Genomic DNA, 20319 nt, shown 5'->3' on the forward strand with positions numbered 1-20319 from the left:
ATTCGTGAAGGCGGCCGTACTGTAGGCGCTGGTGTTGTTGCTAACGTAAACGTTTAATACTGATCCTAGTATTTAACTTGTTAGTCAAAAGCCGTTCTCTTTATTGAGAACGGCTTTTTTTATGGGTGGTTATAACTAAAGAAAAGCTATGGGTTTAGCTATCTATAGTCATACTCATTATAGGAGTGAACTTCTAAATAAAGACTATTAACTATAGAGTTAATTTATTTCTAATCTAGACTATTGTAATCTGTAGTATAGCTTGATATATTAACGCAGCTTCTTATCAGGTACTCACATTATCAGCCTAATTAAATGGTCAGTTGATGGAGTAGGTATGCTGAATAAGAGAAAACTAGGTAAAAATAACAATTTTACCGCTAAAGGCTTGCATTTTATGCTCAATATTGTATAATGCTGTCCTTTACACCCATAGGCGATTGGCTCAATTGGTAGAGCATCGGTCTCCAAAACCGAGGGTTGTAGGTTCGAGTCCTACATCGCCTGCCATCTTCTTATCACATCTTTGTTGTACCCCACCATCTCCGAAGCGAGTTCTTTATGAGCAATAATCAAGATAACCTCGAGACTAAGTTATCTGATGCCAAGGCGGTTGCTGGTGGAATGCTGTCTAAAGATAAGCATATCTCAGCGGTCAATACTTCTGCTGTTGAAGTTGCTAAGACTGGCTCAATCAAAGATTTGATCTTGTGGCTACTTGCTGCAGCAGTTTTAATTAGCGCGACTCTGGTCAACCAGTATTTACCTGGCTATTGGCAACCTGCCAATGATGTTTGGGTACGTATTAGTATCATTGTCGCTCTTATTGTATTTGCATTAGTATGCTTGGCATTAACGCATCAAGGCCGCGCTTTTAAAATATTATTAAAAGATGCCGCTGTTGAGCTACGCCGAGTAACATGGCCAGGTAAAGACGAAACCTTTCAATACACATGGCAAGCTATTGTCGTGATTGGTATTGCTGGGCTTTTTGTTTGGCTGTTAGATAATTTTTTCAATTGGTTCGTTGGCATATTTATCGGTTAAATATTTGAAGTTGAGCATACTATCGTGTATGACGATTCGCTCTAACTTAAATATTGTAACTCAAAATTTTACTTATAACGATTAGGAGCGTGATATGCGTTGGTATATTGTCCAAGCGTTTTCAGGATATGAAAAGCAAGTACAGCGTTCATTAACTGATCGTATCAATCGTAGTGACTTCGCTGAATCATTCGGTGACGTATTGGTTCCTACTGAAGAAGTCGTCGAAATGAAAGACGGCAAAAAGCGTAAAAGTGAGCGTAAATTCTTTCCAGGATATGTTTTGATCCAAATGGAAATGAATGACAATACTTGGCATATCGTTAAAGAGTGTCCACGTATTATGGGTTTCATTGGCGGTACGCCTGAAACACCAGCGCCGATTACGCAAGTAGAAGCTGACCGTATTCTAAACCGTTTGAATCAGACTGAAACCGATCCCCGTCCTAAAACGCTATTTGAGCCGGGCGAAGAGTTATTGGTTATCGACGGTCCGTTCACTGACTTTAAAGGTATGGTGGAAAAAGTCGATTACGAAAAGTCTAAACTACATTTGACAGTAAACGTATTTAATCGACCGACTCAGGTTGAGCTTGAGTTTAGTAAAGTTGAAAAGCTAGACTAAACCCATAACAAATTCATCAACCGGGGAGCTATTAGTCAATAAGCTTACATAGCATATTGATTTAGCGTTATTACCCATTTAGGAGAGTATCATGGCTAAGAAGATTGATGGTTACATCAAACTGCAAGTGCCTGCAGGCAAAGCAAATCCTTCACCACCGATTGGTCCAGCATTGGGTCAAAAAGGCGTGAACATCATGGCGTTCTGTAAAGAATTTAACGCTGCGACCTCAAACCAAGAGCCGGGTCTACCGATTCCTACTGAGATCACTGTATATAGCGATAAGTCTTTTACCTTCATCATGAAGTCACCACCAGCTTCATACTTACTACGTAAGGCTGCTGGTGTTGCTAAAGGTTCAGGTACACCTAACACTGCTAAAGTCGGTAAAGTTGACCGTGCACAGTTAGAAGAAATCGTTAAGACCAAAGATAAAGATCTAACTGCAGCTGACCTTGACGCTGCTGTTCGTACCATCGCTGGTACTGCACGTTCAATGGGTATTACCGTGGAGGGTGTGTAAATGAGCAAGCTAACCAAACGTCAAAAAGAAATTCAAAGCCGTGTTGATAACGAAAAGCAATACACTATGGAAGAAGCCGTTCAAATCTTAAATGATTTGCCTGCGCTAAAATTCAAAGAGTCTATTGATATCGCAGTAAACTTGGGCGTTGACCCACGTAAATCTGATCAAGTAGTTCGTGGCGCTACCAACCTACCTGCTGGTACTGGTAAAACCAAACGCGTTGCTGTATTCGCTCAAGGCGCTGCTGCTGAAGCCGCTAAAGAAGCTGGTGCAGACATCGTTGGTTTTGAAGACCTAGCAGAATCAATCAAAGCTGGTAACATGGACTTTGATATCGTTATTGCTGCTCCTGATGCAATGCGTGTTGTTGGTCAATTAGGTACTATCCTAGGTCCACGTGGTCTAATGCCTAACCCGAAAGTCGGTACAGTAACGCCAAACGTTGCTGAAGCTGTGAAAAATGCTAAAGCGGGTCAAGCACAGTATCGTGTAGACAAAGCAGGTATTATTCATACTACTATTGGTCAAGTTGGTTTTACTGCTGAGCAAGTTATTCAAAATGCTGAAGCATTAATCACAGATCTAAAACGTGCTAAGCCTGCTACTTCTAAAGGTACTTTCATTAAGAAAATTACCTTGTCTAGCACTATGGGTCCAGGTATCACTATTGATGCTGTTCCTTATCGCACTGCTAAATAATTAAGTATTCACTCTTCAAATATTTTGAATAATGAGTACAAACAAATTCTAAAAAATTAGGTCAGCGTAGCATATGCTACGCTGTCTAAGACCGTAGGTAGAGAGTGGTTTAGCGTCATAGATAGCAATTTTCGAATGGTTAGATGTGATAACAAGCTGCTTTTTTTAATCGACTACAGATGAAAATCTCAGTTGTCCTACGCAGACGGTGATCCACCCAGTTGTTGATAAGAGCCGATAGTTCAATCTATCACTTGATGTCATTCTGATAACGGTGCCGTAATCAGTCGTTACTAATAAAATCTATTGCTATAGAGTTTAGAAGTAACGTGTCGTATCAAGTCAGTCTAATTTAGTCGTTTAATAACTGAAAATTTCGGTTTTTAAGAATTAAAATACTGAGCAGATTGATAAGATTAAAGGAGTCAACTTATGGCATTAACGCTAGAGCAAAAACAACAAGTTGTGGCTGAAGTGTCTGAAGTTGCTGCTAATGCTTACTCAGCAGTAGCTGCCGAATATCATGGTATTGGTGTTGCAAAGCTTACTAAGCTACGCGAACAAGCCCGTGAAAAAGGCGTTGTTTTGAAAGTGGTAAAAAATACACTAGCAAGACGCGCTTTTGAAGGCACTAAGTTTGAGAGCATGTCAGACCGTATGACTGGTCCACTACTTTTGGCTTTCTCTATGGAAGACTTGGGTTCTGCTGCTAGAGTCGTTTTCGACTTCAGCAAAGAAAACAAAGCTTTAGAGACCAAATTGGTATCAGTTGGTGGTGTTGTTTATGGTCCAGAAGAGCTAGAGCGCGTATCGAAGCTACCAACTCGCGACGAAGCACTCTCTATCTTGATGGCTACTATGAATGCACCAGTGACCAAGCTTGTCCAGACTATGAACGCAGTTCCTGGCAAGTTCGTTCGCACTGTCGCAGCAATCAAAGACGCAAAAGAAGCTGCTTAATTGCTTGTTTTAACGTAACTTTGACATCGTTGATTGCACTATATTGCCAACACTATTTGAAAATTTGGCAAGCAATCCAAGCGATATTAAAATCAATTAATTTTTATCAGATAACGGAGAGTTCTCATGGCACTATCTAAAGATGATGTGTTAAACGCAATCGCTGAAATGTCAGTAATGGATATCGTTGAATTAATCAGCGCTATGGAAGAAAAATTCGGCGTAACAGCTGCTGTTGCTGCTGCACCTGCTGCTGCTGGCCCTGCTGCTGCTGCTGCTGAAGAAAAAGACGAGTTTGACGTAGTTCTTGCCAGCTTTGGCGAGAAGAAAGTTGGCGTAATTAAAGCCGTACGTGAAGCTACTGGTCTTGGCCTGAAAGAAGCGAAAGATTTGGTTGAAAGCGCTCCAGCTCCAATCAAAGAAGGCGTTAACAAAGCTGAAGCTGAAGAGTTGAAAAAGAAACTTGAAGAAGCTGGCGCAACTGTTGAACTAAAATAAGTTTAACAGCTGTACGAAAAAAAGCTGGTAATGCCTTGCATTGCCAGCTTTTTTTTACTATAATTCGTAGCTTGACCTTTTGTGTCTGCCAACATACGTATGCAACAACACGGTGGATACCCATCAAAAGGACAGACGATATACATGCAAGCACACATGCCAGTTATTAAAATCAGTTAATATGAGCTAAACGTCCGTAGATGTTTGGCATTTTTTTGTGTCTGCATGCTTTCCTATTAACACTATAGTTTATACTGATTCTGAAAGTTATAGTTACCCCGATTATTGTTATTTCTGAAAAGCTATTGATCTTAGGTTATCCATATAGAATGATTTTACTGTCAGTATGTAGGCTCGTAGACGGTATATATCAGCGACGATAACAGTTTTGATGATGAATTTTAAACCGCAGTACAAGATATTGTAAGTGTATTTGTAAATTGAGCCATAAGGGCAATGTATTGTAGATTATATGATATTGAAATTGTCAGTTTGAGTAGGCATATAGACTGACCTAGACACCAATTCCAAGATTGAATGAAGTGTGCTAAATAAGCATTGATTAGTAAAGTAGTAATTAACCAAAAGACATGAACTGAACACGAACACCCGTTTTATATTATCGTTTACGTCGTCAAGATACATAATATCTATGCATCCTGGCCTCGATTTTAATTTGTTTCCACGTTTACTGTAAGGACTCTCGATGGCATATTCTTATACTGAAAAAAAGCGTATTCGCAAAAGTTTTGCTGAATTGCCCACTGTGATGGACATTCCCTACTTATTGTCTATTCAAGTAGATTCTTATGAGCAATTTTTGCAAGAGCACAAAAAGCCGAAAGCTCGTGAGAATACTGGTTTGCAAGCTGCGTATTCCTCTATTTTCCCAATTGAGAGTCACTCTGGTAACGCAGAGCTACAATTTGTTGAGTACTATTTAGGCACGCCTGAATTTGATGAGCGTGAGTGTATCTTACGCGGTTCAACATTTGCTGCGCCGATGCGTGTCAAAATCCGTTTGATCATCAAAGATAAAGACAGCAAAGATAAAGACAGCAAAGCTGCTATCAAAGATATCCGTGAGCAAAGCGTCTATATGGGCGAAATGCCATTAATGACTGCCAACGGTACCTTTATTATCAATGGTACAGAGCGTGTTATCGTATCACAGCTACATCGCTCACCTGGCGTGTTCTTTGACCATGACAAAGGTAAGTCGCATTCAAGTGGTAAAGTGCTTTATAACGCACGTATCATTCCTTACCGTGGTTCATGGTTAGATTTTGAATTTGATGCAAAAGATTTAGTATTTGCTCGTATTGACCGTCGTCGTAAGCTACTTGCTTCAATCATTCTACGTGCACTAGGTCTGACCACTTCTGAAATCTTAGATCTTTTCTTTGATAAAGTAGCTGTTTATAAAGGCGAAGAGACGTTTGAGATTGATCTGGTTGCTGATCGCTTGCGCGGTGAGATGGCTCAGTTTGATATCGTGTCGCCTGAAGGTGACGTCATCGTAGAGCAGGGCAAACGTATCAATGCACGTCGTATCCGTCAGCTAGAAGAAGCTGGTATGACGAAAATTGCTGTGCCTGATGAATATTTATATGAGCGTATCTTAGCTGAAGATATCGTGGTTAATGATGAAGTTATCGCTCGTGCTAACACCTTAATTGACCATGAATTATTGGTTAAATTGAGTGCGTTTGAAGCCAGTGAATCTATCAAAGAATTCAGCATTCTATTCACCAATGATATCGATCAGGGTAGTTATATTGCTGACACGCTACGTGCTGATAGCACATCGAGCCGTGAAGAAGCATTGATCGAAATCTATAAAGTAATGCGTCCAGGTGAACCACCAACGGTCGAAACTGCTGAAAAACTGTTCGAAAGCATGTTCTTCAATGCAGATCGTTATGACTTGTCAAACGTTGGTCGTATGAAGTTCAATCGCCGTCTAGGGTTGGAATTTGATAATACAGATGATCCAGATATTCAGCGCGAACGTAGTGTCCTGACCAATGCTGACATCGTGAATGTATTGAAAGAGCTGATTGAGATTCGTAACGGCCGCGGTGAAGTCGATGACATCGATCACTTGGGTAACCGTCGTATTCGTTCAGTGGGCGAGATGGCAGAAAACCAGTTCCGTGTTGGTCTAGTACGTGTAGAGCGTGCAGTTAAAGAGCGTTTGAGCTCAGCGGAATCTGATAACTTGTCACCACAAGATTTGATTAACTCTAAGCCGGTTGCGGCTGCGGTTAAAGAGTTCTTTGGTTCAAGCCAGTTGTCACAGTTTATGGATCAGAACAACCCGTTGTCTGAAGTTACCCATAAACGCCGTGTATCAGCACTAGGACCCGGTGGTCTGACTCGTGAACGTGCAGGCTTTGAAGTACGTGACGTACATGATACCCATTATGGCCGTGTATGCCCGATTGAGACTCCTGAAGGTCCAAACATTGGTCTTATCAACTCATTGGCAACTTTTGCTAAAACCAACAGCTTTGGCTTCTTAGAAACGCCATATCGCCGTGTGGTTGACGGTAAAGTAACGGATATCATTGAATATCTATCAGCTATTGAAGAAGTAGGTACTGTCATTGCACAGGCTGACTCACCATTGACTGAAGATGGTGCACTAAGTGACGAGATGGTCAGTGTCCGTAGCTATGGTGAATTCGTCCGCATGCCGCCAGAAAAAGTGACGCATATGGATGTGTCGCCAAGTCAGGTAGTATCGGTCGCAGCAGGTTTGATTCCGTTCCTAGAGCATGATGATGCTAACCGTGCCTTAATGGGATCGAACATGCAGCGTCAGGCTGTTCCTACGCTACGTGCTGATAAGCCGTTAGTAGGTACTGGCATGGAGCGCTATGTTGCTCGTGATTCTGGTGTTTGTGTGATCGCTAAGCGTGGCGGTGTGATTGAAGATGTTGATGCATCACGTATCGTTGTTCGTGTAAACGAAGACGAGATGACTGCTGGTGAAGCGGGTATCGATATTTATAACTTAGTTAAATACACGCGCTCTAACCAAAACACTTGTATCAACCAACGTATCATCGTTAACCAAGGCGATGAGATTGCTTTGGGTGATATCTTGGCAGATGGTCCATCAACGGATCTTGGTGAGCTAGCACTAGGTCAGAACATTCGCATCGCATTTATGCCGTGGAATGGTTACAACTTCGAAGATTCAATCTTGCTATCTGAGAAAGTGGTTAAAGAAGATCGTTTCACCACTATCCATATTCAAGAATTGACTTGTGTGGCGCGTGATACCAAGTTGGGTACAGAAGAGATTACTGCTGATATTCCAAACGTTGGCGAAGCAGCACTATCAAGTCTTGACGAAGCAGGTATCGTCTATATCGGTGCTGAAGTTGACGCTGGTGATATCCTAGTTGGTAAAGTGACGCCAAAAGGTGAAACGCAACTAACGCCAGAAGAGAAATTGCTCCGGGCTATCTTTGGTGAAAAAGCAGCTGATGTAAAAGACACGTCTTTACGTGTTCCTACATCAAGCAAAGGTACGGTTATCGACGTACAAGTCTTTACTCGTGATGGTGTCGAAAAAGATGCACGTGCAAAAGCGATTGAAAAATCACAGCTTGATAGCTATCGCAAAGATTTAAAAGAAGAGCTACGTATCTTTGAAGAAGCAGCACGTGGTCGTATTGGTAATCTATTAGATGGCCAAAAAGTCAGTGGTGGTTCTGGTCTAAAAGCCGGTACGGTTATGGCCTTGGCTGATATGAAAGATATGAGCCTTGAGACCTTGCTTGATATTCAGCCAGTTGAAGAAGAAATCTCTGAGCGTCTAACGCAAATCGCTGAGTACTTAGTTGATAAGCAAAAAGACATCGATGTTAAGTTTGCTGAGAAAAAACGCAAATTGACCGCTGGTGATGATTTACAACATGGTGTCCAAAAAATCGTTAAAGTTTATCTAGCGGTTAAGCGTCGTATTCAGCCTGGTGATAAAATGGCTGGTCGTCATGGTAACAAAGGTGTCGTATCACGCATCATGCCAGTCGAAGATATGCCTTATGATGAACATGGTAATACCGTTGACATCGTATTGAACCCGCTTGGTGTACCATCTCGTATGAACATCGGTCAGGTTCTAGAGACGCATTTGGGTATGGCAGCCAAAGGTTTGGGAGAGAAAATCGATGGTATGCTCAAATCGCAAGCAGCGATCAAAGAGCTACGTGGTTTCTTGGACAAAATCTATAACCAAGTAGGCGGCGAGCAAGTTGATCTTGATAGCTTGAGTGATGATGACATCATGGCATTATCAGACAACTTACGCGGCGGTGTACCAATGGGTACTGCAGTGTTTGATGGTGCAAGAGAGAGTCAAGTCAAAGACTTGCTAGAGCTTGCTGGTATGGACCGTGATGGTCAGCAGACATTGTATGATGGCCGTACTGGTCAGAAGTTTGACCGTAAAGTGACCGTTGGTTATATGTACATGCTCAAACTTAACCATTTGGTTGATGACAAAATGCATGCACGTTCAACTGGTTCTTACTCACTAGTCACGCAGCAGCCATTGGGCGGTAAAGCTCAGTTTGGTGGTCAGCGCTTCGGTGAGATGGAAGTCTGGGCACTAGAAGCGTATGGCGCGACTTACACGTTGCAGGAAATGCTGACTGTTAAGTCGGATGACGTTGAAGGCCGTACGCGTATGTATAAAAACATCGTTGATGGTGAGCAGTATATGGATCCAGGTATGCCTGAATCGTTTAACGTACTGACCAAAGAAATCAAATCATTGGGTATTAATATTGAGTTAAAGCAAACCCATTAAGCACGGCTGGCTGAGGCTACCTTTAACATAGCTTCAGTTAATTATTATCCTTAGTGGTCAATCTAAAAGCAGTACGCGCATAGCTGCTGCTTTTAGTGATTTGTCTCAACCCTATTCATTGCCTTCATTCATCTTATTTGCGTCAAAAATGCGCTATCAGATGATTATAAAGATAACGGAGAAGCAACTTGAAAGATTTACTCGATATCATGCAAAGCCCTACCGGCAACGGTAACCAAGAGTTTGATAGCATTCAAATTACTTTAGCCTCACCTGACGTCATCAAGTCATGGTCACATGGCGAAGTGAAAAAGCCTGAAACTATTAACTATCGTACGTTCAAGCCTGAACGTGATGGTCTTTTTTGTGCCAAAATTTTTGGCCCAGTAAAAGATTTTGAGTGCTTGTGTGGTAAATATAAGCGCCGTAAGTTCCAAGGCGTTATCTGTGAAAAATGTGGCGTAGAAGTTACGACTGCTAAAGTTCGTCGTGACCGTATGGGCCACATCGACTTGGCTAGCCCAGTTGCACATATTTGGTTCTTAAAATCATTACCAAGCCGCATCGGTCTATTGTTAGACATGACGCTACGTGATATCGAACGTGTTCTATATTTTGAAAGCTACATCGTGACTGAGCCTGGTCTAACCAGCTTAGAAAGATATCAGTTGCTTGATGATGAAGATTACTTCAAAGCTCTTGAAGAGTTTGGTGATGAATTCACTGCTAAAATGGGTGCTGAAGCGGTTCAAGACTTATTAAAAGATATCGATTTAGATATCGAGATTGATGAGCTACGTGAAGCGATTCCACAAACAGGTTCTGAAACTAAGCTTAAAAAGATGTCTAAGCGTCTTAAGCTATTAGAAGCATTCCGTGATTCTAATAACAAGCCTGAGTGGATGGTAATGAACATCTTACCAGTACTACCACCAGATTTGCGCCCACTAGTACCACTAGAAGGCGGCCGTTTTGCGACTTCGGATCTAAACGATTTGTATCGCCGTGTCATCAACCGTAACAACCGTCTAAAGCGTCTGCTTGAGCTAAGCGCTCCTGATATCATCGTACGTAACGAAAAACGTATGTTGCAAGAGTCAGTTGATGCATTGTTAGATAACGGTCGTCGCGGTCGTGCCATCACGGGTAGTAACAAGCGTCCATTGAAGTCTTTGGCAGATATGATCAAAGGTAAGCAAGGTCGTTTCCGTCAAAACTTACTTGGTAAGCGTGTCGATTACTCTGGTCGTTCGGTTATCGTTGTAGGTCCAACACTACGTTTACATCAGTGTGGTCTACCGAAGAAAATGGCACTTGAACTATTCAAGCCATTTACTTATAACAAGCTATTGTCTCATGGTTTGGCAACAACGATTAAAGCCGCCAAAAAGATGGTAGAGCGTGAAGAGCCACAAGTGTGGGATATGCTGGCCATGGTTATCCGTGAGCATCCAGTGCTTCTTAACCGTGCACCAACACTTCACCGTTTGGGTCTACAGGCATTTGAGCCAGTACTAATCGAAGGTAAAGCAATCCAATTGCATCCGCTCGTTTGTACCGCATTCAACGCCGATTTCGATGGTGACCAAATGGCCGTTCACGTGCCATTGACGCTAGAAGCACAGTTAGAATCACGTGCGCTAATGATGTCTACCAACAATATCTTGTCACCTGCGAACGGTGATCCAATCATCGTACCATCACAGGATGTTGTATTGGGCTTGTACTACATCAGTCGCTCTTCTATCAATGCTAAAGGCGAGAGCATGGTTTTTGCTACCGTCAATGAAGCATTGCGTGCGATTGGTTCAAACGATCTACATGTAAATGCTAAAATCAAAGTGCGTGTCACTGAGACGCATATTGATGAAGAAGGTAACCAAACCAAAGAAATCAGTATCAAAGATACGGTTGCTGGTCGTTTACTTATCTGGAACATCATGCCTAAAGGTATGACGTTTGATGAATGTAACCAAGAAATGACGAAGAAAAACATCTCTCGTCTGATTAACTCTTGCTATCGCAAAGTAGGCGTTAAAGAAAGTGTCATGTTTGCTGACCAATTGATGTATCTTGGTTTTGCTCAAGCGACATTGTCTGGCGTGTCTATTGGTATCGATGACATGGTCATCCCACCATTGAAGAAGCAAATCATCGAAGTAGCAGAAGGCGAAGTTCGCGAAATCGAAGATCAATTCGAGCAAGGCTTTGTAACTGCTGGTGAGCGTTATAACAAAGTAGTTGATATCTGGTCACGTACTAATGACAAAGTCGCTAAGGCGATGATGGATAACTTGGCAACAGATAAGATCTTGAATGCTAAAGGTGAAGAAGAAGAGCAGAAGTCATTCAACTCTATCTTTATCATGTCAGACTCTGGTGCTCGTGGTAGTGCAGCACAGATTCGTCAGTTGGCTGGTATGCGTGGTTTGATGGCTAAGCCAGATGGTTCTATCATCGAAACCCCAATTAAAGCTAACTTCCGTGAAGGTTTGACCGTACTACAGTATTTCATCTCAACTCACGGTGCACGTAAAGGTCTAGCGGATACGGCACTGAAAACGGCTAACTCAGGTTACCTGACTCGTCGTTTGGTTGATGTCGCACAAGATTTAGTCATCACCACTGATGACTGTGGTACCGAGCAAGGCTTGCTCATGAAACCACATATTCAAGGTGGCGAAATCATTGAGAAGTTGGGTGAACTAGTACTTGGTCGTGTCACTGCACGTGATGTGAATTATAACGATGATGCTGATAAAGTATTGATTCCAGCAGGTACGTTGATCGATGAGCATTGGGTCAATGTGCTTGACGAAAACGCTATCGACGATATCTGGGTACGCTCAGTTATTACCTGTAATGTTGAGCATGGCGTTTGTTCACAGTGCTATGGCCGTGATTTGGCTCGTGGTCATAAAGTGAACATCGGCGAGTCAGTTGGTGTTATGGCTGCACAGTCTATCGGTGAGCCTGGTACTCAGTTAACCATGCGTACTTTCCACGTGGGTGGGGCTGCAAGCTCTGCATCTGTGGACAATAGCATCTCTGTACGTAATGCTGGTCAAGCGCATTTCGAAAACATGAAAACCGTTCAACATACTGATGGCCATTTGGTTATCGTATCGCGTTCAGCTGAAATTGCATTGACTGATGATCTTGGCCGTGAGCGTGAACGTTATAAAGTACCTTATGGTTCTAGCGTTCTTGTGAAACACGAAGATCAGGTTGAAGGCGGTCAGACCATCGCTAAATGGGATCCGCACACGCATCCAATCATCACAGAATTTGCTGGTACAGCACGCTTCAGTGACATCACTGATGGTATGACTGCAACAGTGAAAGTTGATGATGCGACTGGTATGAGCTCATTTGAGATTCTAGCGACTCGTGACCGTTCAAGCTCAGCAAAAGACTTACGTCCTGCTATTATCTTGAATACTGATGAAGGTAAAGAAGTAGTTTACTTCCTACCTGCTGAAACTATCATTCGCGTTAGCGATGGTGAAAAAGTAGCAGCTGGTTCGATCCTAGGTCGTGTACCACAGGCATCATCAGGAACTAAAGATATTACCGGTGGTCTACCACGTGTTGCCGATCTATTCGAAGCACGTCGTCCAAAAGATCATGCGATCATGGCAGAAATGACAGGTGTCGTAAGCTTTGGTAAAGAGACCAAAGGTAAGAATCGCTTCATCATCACCAATGAAGATGGTGAGATTCATGAAGAGCTAATCCCGAAATGGCGTCAAATCAACGTCTTCGAAAACGAGACAGTAGCACGTGGTGAAGTTATCGCTGATGGTCCACAAAACCCGCATGATATCTTGCGTCTGAAAGGACAAACTGCACTTGCTGATTATATCGTTAACGAAGTACAGGACGTTTATCGTCTGCAAGGTGTAAAAATCAACGACAAGCACATCGAAGTTATTATTCGTCAGATGTTGCGTAAAGTTGAAATCACCGACGGCGGCGATTCAAGCCACTTTAAAGGTGATCAAGCAGAGTATGCTGATATCAAAGCATTGAATGAAAAACTGGAAGCGGAAGATAAATTCCCAGTACAGTTTGAGCGTCAATTACTGGGTATCACTAAAGCAAGTCTGGCAACAGAAAGCTTTATCTCAGCTGCGTCATTCCAGGAAACGACACGTGTACTAACTGCGGCTGCCGTTACTGGTAAAGTGGATGAGTTACGTGGCCTGAAAGAAAACGTGGTTGTTGGTCGTTTGATTCCTGCAGGTACTGGTCTTGCTTATCATAAAGCACGTAAAGAGAAAGCGGATCAAAAGCTACAAGATAAAGATCTTAATGCAGCGTTTGACATGACTGCTAGCACTGATAGTAAAGACTTTGCTAGCTTTGATGAAGCTTTTGCACAAGAGCTGAACCAAGATAACTAATAGTATTAGATATTTTTGATTCACTCTTAGCTTAATAAAAAAGCCAGCCTAAGTTGCTGGCTTTTTTACGTTTATAGATAAGCAAAGCAATGAGAATAATAGGCCTAATGCTATATCTAGTAAGCTAATAAGTCTTAATATAGCGCCGCTATTTTTTAGCTGATATACTTTCTAGCAAGGTTGTTTCAGTTAGTAGGACACTCAAAACTTCATCTTATAAGTTATGGATGCGCTAACTGGTTATATTTATGATTAATATAAGGATAAGTAGAAAATGGCAGGTAAAACACGTGTTGCCAAATATCAGGCAGATCGAACCAATCAAAAACTTTATTTTTGCCGTCTCTCTTGCCAATCAGCAGGAAGTACCAATGATAAGCAGCTGTATCAAGCACATTGTGAGACTGCTATTTTTCATCTATACGGGGCTTTTCTTGCATTTACTCAAGAGCTTGGTTATTTCTATAATTTGAATATGCCAGCACCAACATTGTCAGATATCGAACAAGCCTTGAGTGAAAGTACGCAAGTATCTCCTGAGATTCAGCGTCTACAGCAGCTACAGCAGCAAGGGTTTTTGGCCAATATAGAGCGTGCTTACCAGCGCTGTCTTTATGCGGTACCACCAGATACAGTCGTTGATGAACAATTAAGCAACAATACGAAGCAGTCATCGGATCTCATCGTTAACGTGGTTACTTTATCGAACCAGTGGTTACCAGATGAATCAACGATACGCGAATGGCGTCAGCAGTTTTTAGAGCTGATTGAACAGCTTCGTGCTGGAATGGTTGAGTTTTAGCAAATCTACCAGTAGAGTGGTGTAAGTTTGGTGTTGATAGAAAATCTGACTGATAAGCTACGTGAAGCAGGACATCATTGCTATAATTTCCAGATATAAAAAAGCCTGTTTAGAGTTGTCTAAACAGGCTTTTTTATATTCAACATCAGTTAATATTTTAGATAGTTTACTCTGGCATCGGTGGAAGCGTTTCAACTGGCGTTACTGATAGTGGGTTTTGCGATACCACATCATTATTACGGCGATTCTCTGATCTTGAGGTTTGTGAATTACTTGATTCTGCAGCAGGTTCAGGTGCTACAGGTGTACGCTGTTGTGTTTGCGTAGAAACTGGTTTCTCAGATGTATTGTCGTCAGTCTTGCTGCTTCTTGTCGTTTTCTTTTTTTGTCTGGTAGGTGTAAAGCCTTGGTCATTAGATACCCACTGACGAGGTGTATCCTTAAGCTGGGCTCTCATAAAGTCCATCCAAACAGGTAATGCTGCCACACCACCGTATTCGTGACGGCCCATGGTAGTTGGTTGATCAAAGCCCATCCATACGACCGTTGCATTGGTAGGGTGAAAGCCTGCAAACCAAGCATCTTTAGCGTCGTTAGTAGTACCTGTTTTTCCGCCAATATCATCGCGTCCTAGTGCTTTTGCACGTACTGCTGTACCACGCTGAACGACGTCACGTAAAATATCTGCCATATCAAAAGCAACTCTAGGTTTCAATATTCGAGGCGCTTGTTTGGCCAATGCATACTGAACCGCAGGTGCTTTTAAACGATCCGCTTGTGGGCTAGCATCATAGACACTTAAATCGATGGCTTTATCGTTTTGTTCAGTACCTTCTACATCTTGTTCTGCAACAGTTACTTCGCTACTGACCGCTTTGCTCTCATCTTCAATCGACTGATTATAATTTTCGATTGACTCTTTATTACGCTTTTCGAGATCTTTATTGAAGCATTTGGCACATGCTTGTTGTGGGTTCGCCTGAAATAATAGGTTATTACTATAATTATAAATTTGTTCAATGAAATAGGGTTGTACGCGATGGCCACCATTGGCAAAAGTGGCATAGGCAGTTGCCATCTGTAAGGGTGTTGCTTGCCCTGCACCCAGTGCTAACGATAAAGTGGTTGGAAGTTTCTCTTTATCAAGGCCGAATTGATCTAATAGGCTACGGGTATCAGCAATACCAATGGCTTGTAATAGACGAATAGATACTAAGTTACGAGACAAATAAAGGCCACGGCGTAGAGTGATGTCACCTAAGAAGCGTTGATCAGAATTTTTAGGTTTCCATTCACCGACTTGAATAGGACTATCTGACACAATACTATCGGGACGATAGCCTTTTTCTAGCGCTGCTGTATAGACAAGTGGTTTAATCGTTGAGCCTGGTTGACGCCAGCCTTGTAACGCTCGGTTAAACTTGCTGTGATTGAAATCGAAGCCACCCACTAAGGCATTAACGGCACCAGTCGCTGGATTCAATGAAACGAGACTACTTTGTATTTTAGGTACTTGTGCCAGCTGCCAATTGTTATTACTGGTTGGAATTAGGCGAATAATATCGTTCTTACTGACTATTTGGCTAGCATTACTAGGAGCGTAGCCAATGCGATTAGCAGAGATATATTTACTTGCCCAGCGCATGCCTGACCAATTAACAGTTACCGTTTCACCTGAAGGCATAACGGCATCAAAACTACGAGAGTTTATCTTGGTTACTTTAGCAGGCGACATATTGCTATAGCGACGGAAGTTTTCTAGAGGTTCATCATTCGCTTCAGCACCTCGCCATCCATGACGATGATCGTAAGCGACGAGACCTGTCAATACTGCAGCTTCAGCATCTGTTTGTGCTTTACTATCAACGGTAAGGCGAACACGCCAGCCACTCTGCATGACTTGTTTGCCATAGCGCTGGACCAAAGTGGAGCGCGTCATTTCTGCCAAATATGGCATATTGACGTCAAGCTTCTCTTGATAAAGGTTAATACCAATAGGAGAGGCGATCGCTTCATCACGTTGAGCTTTAGTGATGTAACCCAACTCATGCATGCGCCCAATGATCCAGTTACGGCGAGTTAACGCACGCTCAGGATTGGCCACAGGGTTGTATTTAGAGGGTGCTTTTGGCAGGCCAGCTAACATTGCTGTCTCAGCAATAGTGAGGTTTTCTAGTGATTTACTATAATATTTTTTGGCAGCGGCACGTACACCGTAGGCACCTTCGCCTAAATATATTTTATTGACATAAAGCGTCAAAATATCATTTTTGCTGAGTTCATCTTCAATCTTACGCGCTAAGAACAATTCAGTTAACTTACGATTTAAGGTCCGCTCTGAACTTAAAAAATAGTTTTTGGCGACTTGCATCGTGATGGTAGAGCCGCCTGTTTGACTATTATCATCGGTGACCGCTTCAGTAACAGCGCGCCCTAAACCTTTGATGCTAATACCACTGTGTTGAAAAAAAGAGGCGTCTTCTGCTGCTAAAAAGGCATGAGTAAGGTCTTCAGGAATATCTTCGAAAGTAATCGGTAGTGATAAGCGATTGCCATACTGACCAATTAGTTTGTCGTCACTACTATATATTTGTAATGGCATCTCTAACTTTGCCGTCTTGATCTCTTGAGTGCTAGGCAACGTTGGCGATAAATACATCGCCATACCATAAAAACCGATAGGCACAGCAAGGGCTAAGATAACCGCTAATGCTAAGCAGGCGACAAAAAGCCCTACCAAAAAATGAATCAGTCGGGCGGTAGCATTTTTTTTGATCATAAGGAGACTTATCAATTAAAATTTGCAACAGATAAGGTATTATACCTTGAACAAAATAAGCAGGTCATAATAAATGTGTAAGTTAGCCTTAATAACTTATTTAAATGCTTGAATCTATCTATTAAGTAAAGTATTGTATTCAATTATTACAAATAACTATCAGATTGTACACTTAATATAAGGTATAGAGTTTGTGAGGCTATTTACTTCCAAAAGTCAACATTTGATTGGTGTGGATATCTGTGCCACTTCAGTGAAATTGGTTGACATACAGCGCCAACAAGGCATGTTTCATCTAAAATCTTATGGCATTGAGAGACTGCCGGAAGGGGTAGTCGTCGATAAACTTCTCTTAGACACTGAAGCGGTTGGTAATACGATTACCAACTTAGCCAAACGTTGCCATGTCGCTGGTGCTGATGCTGCTACGGCGGTTTCAGGGTCTGCCGTGATTACCAAAATAATTGACATGGATACTGCATTGAGCGATGTTGAGCGTGAAGCTCAAATACGTTTGGATGCTGATCAATATGTACCTTATCCACTAGAAGACGTTAACTTGGACTTTGAGGTTCTGGGTCCTTCTTTAGTTAGTGATGAGATGGTTCAAGTATTGCTTGCTGCATCTCGCTCGGAGAATGTCGACCAACGAGTTGACGCTTTAACCTTCGGTGGCTTGAAAACCAAGGTTATGGATATCGAGTCTCATGCCATTGAGCGTGCTTTTGGGCTTATGGTGGACAACTTACCAAATAACCCAGAGTTGGTTGCATTGGTTGACATTGGTCACAATCAAACGACTCTATATGTCGCTAAAAATGGCGAATTTATATACAGTCGTGAGCAGTTGTTTGGCGGTGTCCAATTGACAGAAGCGATACAAAATCGTTATGGACTATCTGCTGAAGAAGCGGCGATAAGCAAACGTGAACGTACGTTGCCTGACGATTATTACCTCGATGTGCTGACGCCTTTTATTGAAAATACCATTCAACAAATTACTCGCTCATTGCAGTTTTATTTTTCATCAAGCCAATACAGTAGTATTGACCATGTAGTGTTGGCTGGTGGTAGTAGTTCTATCGCTGGTCTTGCAGGCATGGCACAACAAAAACTGGGTGTGACGGTCAGTATTGCTAATCCTTTTACCAATATGACCATTGCGCCAAATATTGACAATGAGCAACTAGCAATTGATGCACCAAGCTTAATGGCCGCGTGCGGTCTTGCGTTAAGGAGCTTCGACTAATGGCTCGTATTAACCTCTTACCATGGCGACAAGAAGAACGCGAACGTCGCAACAAAGAATTTATAACGTTGGTGGTTGCGGTGATTTTACTCAGTCTACTGGCTGCGTTTGCTTCATGGAGCTACTTTAATAATGCGCTTGCTGAGCAGCGTGATGCGAATGCTTTGATTGAACAAGAAAACGTTCTTTTAGACACAGCATTGGTTGAAATTGATAGCTTAGAGCAGCGTCGTGAAGATATTATCTCACGTATGCAAGTCATTCAGGATTTACAAGGACGACGTCCTGTACCTGTACGTTTATGGGATGATCTTGCTAAAGCTATGCCACCTGCGCTTTACTTAAACAACCTAAAACGTGAAGGCGACACGCTTACTTTAACAGGTCGGGCTGATAACCCTTATATTGTGTCAAGACTGATTCTAAATCTTGATAATAGTAAATGGATGGGTAACTCAGCAGTGAGCAATATTCAACAGAATATCAGCGCTTACGAGTCTGCACCAGTGCTCAACAATACGGTCACTACTGGTGGGCAGTCTCGTCCCATTTATCCTGAAGACAGCTATGTTCAGTTTGTGGTAACGACTAAGGTTCAGTCGGAGACCGCCGCACCTGATGATGCCAGTACTGGGCCTGGAGGTGAGTTATGAAGCTTAGCCGTAAAAAAAGCCTAATCAAAACCAAAAAAACTGCCTCAAAATCAAAGAAACAATTTGATTTGCAGGAGTTTCGCCGCAGCTTTGAATCGTTAGATTCTGAAAACTATGGTAGCTGGCCACTACCTGTAAAAGTCACCGTCATTGGTCTTATTGTTACGCTGATAGCAGCATTGTCATGGTCACTACCAATCAGTAGTAAAATTGATGAGATAACCGCTGCTGAAAGCCAGCAAAATACGTTGCTTGAAAGCTACCGTGAAAAAGAATCACGTGCGCGTCACTTAGATGCGTATAAAGCACAAGTAGTTCAAATGGAAACAGAATTCAATACTTTATTGGATCAGTTACCGAAAGATACTCGTGTATCAGAGTTGGTAGAAGGTATCAATATGACGGGTGTTGGCAGCAACATACGTTTTCAAGATATTTCTGTAGAGCCTGAAATTGAAAATGAATTCTTTATTGAGCAGCCTATTCGTATCGCTGCTTTAGGTGAGTTTCATCAGTTCGGTAGCTTTATCAGTGGTCTTGCAGCGCTACCACGAATCATTACCATGCACGATTTTGAAGTCAGCAACCCGCAGCCAACATTAGATGTCTTACCAGAACTTAATTTGGTACTGAACACTAAAACGTATCGCTCAAAAGAAGCTGATCCTGAGGCTGTTGATACTGTCGCTACCACTGATAATGCAGGAGGCAACTAATGACTATTCAAAAACTGCCTATGCTACTGGCTTTAAGCGTTGCTGTTTTATCAATGACAGGATGTGCGGATCGTATTGGTATGGCAGAGCAGGCAATGGCGGATATCCGTAATCAGCCCGCAAAAGCCATCGAGCCACCGCCTAAGGCTGAGCTTGTAGAAGATTTTGTCTATAGTGCGAGTGCACAGCGTAGCCCATTTCTGCCACCTAGTTTGGTTAATACACAAGGTCCTACCACGTCTATCGATGGTGTTCGCCCTGATATTACCAGAGTAAAAGAACCACTTGAGCAATATGAATTGTCACAACTGGTCTTTCGCGGCGTCGTCGTTTCACCTGAAGGTCAGCGCTACGCTTTGATACAACGTCCTGATGGTTCAGTCGCGAGCGTTAAAGTGGGTGATTATCTTGGAGTAAATGACGGCCGTATTGTTGAAATCACGCCGACTCAGATTAACTTGATTGAAATTATGCCAGACAGCCGCGCAGGGTTTGTTGAAAAACCCCAGTCGTTGGTTTCCCCTATAAGCTAAG

The 20319-nt window shown here is 42.4% G+C and carries 14 protein-coding genes and 1 tRNA gene; 14 read left to right on the forward strand and 1 reads right to left on the reverse strand.

Annotation, left to right across the window (positions count from 1 at the left end; translation table 11 throughout):
* Positions 1–434: 434 nt before the first annotated feature.
* The 10 genes from I6E61_RS11780 (at position 435) to I6E61_RS11825 (ending at position 14388) form a co-directional block, all read left to right on the forward strand.
* Positions 435–510 (forward strand) — tRNA-Trp (locus I6E61_RS11780).
* A 51-nt stretch (positions 511–561) separates the two neighbouring features.
* Complete coding sequence (gene secE / locus I6E61_RS11785; protein ID WP_197134967.1) at positions 562–1047, forward strand: preprotein translocase subunit SecE; 486 nt, start codon at positions 562–564, stop codon at positions 1045–1047.
* Between the two features lie 94 nt (positions 1048–1141).
* Positions 1142–1672, forward strand: a complete 531-nt coding sequence (gene nusG, locus I6E61_RS11790) for a transcription termination/antitermination protein NusG (protein ID WP_110924116.1) — start codon at positions 1142–1144, stop codon at positions 1670–1672.
* Between the two features lie 91 nt (positions 1673–1763).
* Positions 1764–2195, forward strand: coding sequence for a 50S ribosomal protein L11 (gene rplK, locus I6E61_RS11795; RefSeq protein WP_110924115.1), 432 nt, complete (start codon positions 1764–1766; stop codon positions 2193–2195).
* On the forward strand, positions 2196–2897 hold the full coding sequence (rplA, locus tag I6E61_RS11800) for a 50S ribosomal protein L1 (RefSeq protein WP_110924114.1): 702 nt from the start codon (positions 2196–2198) through the stop codon (positions 2895–2897). It begins immediately after the preceding gene.
* A 432-nt stretch (positions 2898–3329) separates the two neighbouring features.
* Complete coding sequence (rplJ, locus tag I6E61_RS11805) at positions 3330–3857, forward strand: 50S ribosomal protein L10 (protein WP_110924113.1); 528 nt, start codon at positions 3330–3332, stop codon at positions 3855–3857.
* 126 nt (positions 3858–3983) lie between these two features.
* Positions 3984–4355 (forward strand): 50S ribosomal protein L7/L12, encoded by a 372-nt coding sequence (gene rplL / locus I6E61_RS11810; protein WP_011514491.1) that lies wholly within the window; start codon positions 3984–3986, stop codon positions 4353–4355.
* A 706-nt stretch (positions 4356–5061) separates the two neighbouring features.
* Positions 5062–9180, forward strand: coding sequence for a DNA-directed RNA polymerase subunit beta (rpoB, locus tag I6E61_RS11815; RefSeq protein WP_197134968.1), 4119 nt, complete (start codon positions 5062–5064; stop codon positions 9178–9180).
* A gap of 188 nt (positions 9181–9368) precedes the next feature.
* Positions 9369–13586 (forward strand): DNA-directed RNA polymerase subunit beta', encoded by a 4218-nt coding sequence (gene rpoC, locus I6E61_RS11820; protein WP_194198101.1) that lies wholly within the window; start codon positions 9369–9371, stop codon positions 13584–13586.
* A 274-nt stretch (positions 13587–13860) separates the two neighbouring features.
* Positions 13861–14388: a DUF6586 family protein gene (locus I6E61_RS11825; protein ID WP_197134969.1), complete on the forward strand. Its 528-nt coding sequence runs from the start codon at positions 13861–13863 to the stop codon at positions 14386–14388.
* 166 nt (positions 14389–14554) lie between these two features.
* Here the strand turns inward: I6E61_RS11825 and I6E61_RS11830 are convergent, their stop codons facing one another.
* The gene (locus tag I6E61_RS11830; protein ID WP_197134970.1) at positions 14555–17167 is read right to left on the reverse strand and encodes a penicillin-binding protein 1A; all 2613 of its coding nucleotides are present in this window, start codon (positions 17165–17167) and stop codon (positions 14555–14557) included.
* 193 nt (positions 17168–17360) lie between these two features.
* Here I6E61_RS11830 and I6E61_RS11835 point away from each other — a divergent pair, with 193 nt between their 5' ends.
* From I6E61_RS11835 to I6E61_RS11850, 4 genes are read left to right on the forward strand one after another with little or no spacing between them, the layout of a single operon-like run.
* Complete coding sequence (locus tag I6E61_RS11835; RefSeq protein ID WP_197134971.1) at positions 17361–18416, forward strand: pilus assembly protein PilM; 1056 nt, start codon at positions 17361–17363, stop codon at positions 18414–18416.
* Positions 18416–19069 (forward strand): PilN domain-containing protein, encoded by a 654-nt coding sequence (locus I6E61_RS11840; RefSeq protein WP_197134972.1) that lies wholly within the window; start codon positions 18416–18418, stop codon positions 19067–19069. The genes I6E61_RS11835 and I6E61_RS11840 overlap by 1 nt, the downstream gene beginning before the upstream one ends.
* Positions 19066–19785 carry a type 4a pilus biogenesis protein PilO gene (locus tag I6E61_RS11845; RefSeq protein ID WP_197134973.1) on the forward strand — a complete coding sequence of 240 codons (720 nt, stop codon included), beginning with the start codon at positions 19066–19068 and terminating at the stop codon, positions 19783–19785. The genes I6E61_RS11840 and I6E61_RS11845 overlap by 4 nt, the downstream gene beginning before the upstream one ends.
* Positions 19785–20318 (forward strand): pilus assembly protein PilP, encoded by a 534-nt coding sequence (locus I6E61_RS11850; RefSeq protein ID WP_197134974.1) that lies wholly within the window; start codon positions 19785–19787, stop codon positions 20316–20318. The genes I6E61_RS11845 and I6E61_RS11850 overlap by 1 nt, the downstream gene beginning before the upstream one ends.
* The last annotated feature ends 1 nt before the right edge of the window (position 20319 follow it).

Origin of the sequence: Psychrobacter sp. NZS113 (assembly GCF_015864825.1) — a bacterium.
Classification (GTDB): domain Bacteria; phylum Pseudomonadota; class Gammaproteobacteria; order Pseudomonadales; family Moraxellaceae; genus Psychrobacter.

Coding starts and splice junctions, on each gene's coding strand:
- secE (WP_197134967.1), top strand. CDS start 562: ATGAGCAATAATCAAGATAACCTCGAGACTAAGTTATCTGATGCCAAG.
- nusG (WP_110924116.1), top strand. CDS start 1,142: ATGCGTTGGTATATTGTCCAAGCGTTTTCAGGATATGAAAAGCAAGTA.
- rplK (WP_110924115.1), top strand. CDS start 1,764: ATGGCTAAGAAGATTGATGGTTACATCAAACTGCAAGTGCCTGCAGGC.
- rplA (WP_110924114.1), top strand. CDS start 2,196: ATGAGCAAGCTAACCAAACGTCAAAAAGAAATTCAAAGCCGTGTTGAT.
- rplJ (WP_110924113.1), top strand. CDS start 3,330: ATGGCATTAACGCTAGAGCAAAAACAACAAGTTGTGGCTGAAGTGTCT.
- rplL (WP_011514491.1), top strand. CDS start 3,984: ATGGCACTATCTAAAGATGATGTGTTAAACGCAATCGCTGAAATGTCA.
- rpoB (WP_197134968.1), top strand. CDS start 5,062: ATGGCATATTCTTATACTGAAAAAAAGCGTATTCGCAAAAGTTTTGCT.
- I6E61_RS11825 (WP_197134969.1), top strand. CDS start 13,861: ATGGCAGGTAAAACACGTGTTGCCAAATATCAGGCAGATCGAACCAAT.
- I6E61_RS11830 (WP_197134970.1), bottom strand. CDS start 17,167: ATGATCAAAAAAAATGCTACCGCCCGACTGATTCATTTTTTGGTAGGG.
- I6E61_RS11840 (WP_197134972.1), top strand. CDS start 18,416: ATGGCTCGTATTAACCTCTTACCATGGCGACAAGAAGAACGCGAACGT.
- I6E61_RS11845 (WP_197134973.1), top strand. CDS start 19,066: ATGAAGCTTAGCCGTAAAAAAAGCCTAATCAAAACCAAAAAAACTGCC.
- I6E61_RS11850 (WP_197134974.1), top strand. CDS start 19,785: ATGACTATTCAAAAACTGCCTATGCTACTGGCTTTAAGCGTTGCTGTT.